At 58.6% G+C, this 596-nt stretch carries 1 pseudogene; it reads right to left on the bottom strand.

The annotated features are described in order from the left end of the window. A pseudogene (locus A5791_RS14910) lies at positions 1 to 521 on the bottom strand (hypothetical protein); the annotation flags it as partial. Between the last annotated feature and the right edge of the window lie 75 nt (positions 522 to 596).

Here is a 596-nt window from a genome sequence, read left to right as displayed (position 1 = left end):
TGCAAGTAGGCCGGAGCGCCAGCGGACGGAATGTAGTCGTGTTTGGCAATAATGCCGCTGGCGTTTTCTTCGCCAGCTTTGAAGGTTGACACCACTTCCGCCTGTGCCGGGTTCATCAGCGCCAACAGCCGTGAGTTTGATTCAGTGCCGAAACCGTGCTCGGTCACATGGCGAACGGCAGTTTCGAGGTCTCCGGAATCAATGGTGGCGCTACCGGAAACGAGGTAGTGCTGGTGCGCCGCCGCAAACTGCTTGCCGAGATAGGCCGGTGGAACCATTGTGTCACCGTTGTACAGGCCATAAACCGGATGCGACCACTCGTTGGCTTCCTGCGTTGGGTCAAACAGCCGCTGCAGGATGGTGCCGGTTGTCAGACGGTTGTCGGCCTCCAGTGCGTAGTTGGCGATTGCGCGGACTTGCTCAGCGGTGCTGTCCCGCAAGAATTTCCACGTCCAGCGGCTTGCCTTGTCGTAGTCCTTGAAGGTGTAGCCCATGAGGTGGTAGTCGCTGGGTGGCCGCATAGACTCCGGCTCACCGAACTCAGAACTTTCCTCGAAGCTATCCACACTACGGCTTTGAGGAATGGCCGAAGCGGT

It is taken from the genome of Mycobacterium sp. 852002-51163_SCH5372311 (genome assembly GCF_001667115.1).
Classification (GTDB): domain Bacteria; phylum Actinomycetota; class Actinomycetes; order Mycobacteriales; family Mycobacteriaceae; genus Mycobacterium.
This window is presented reverse-complemented; position numbering and strand designations above follow the sequence as displayed.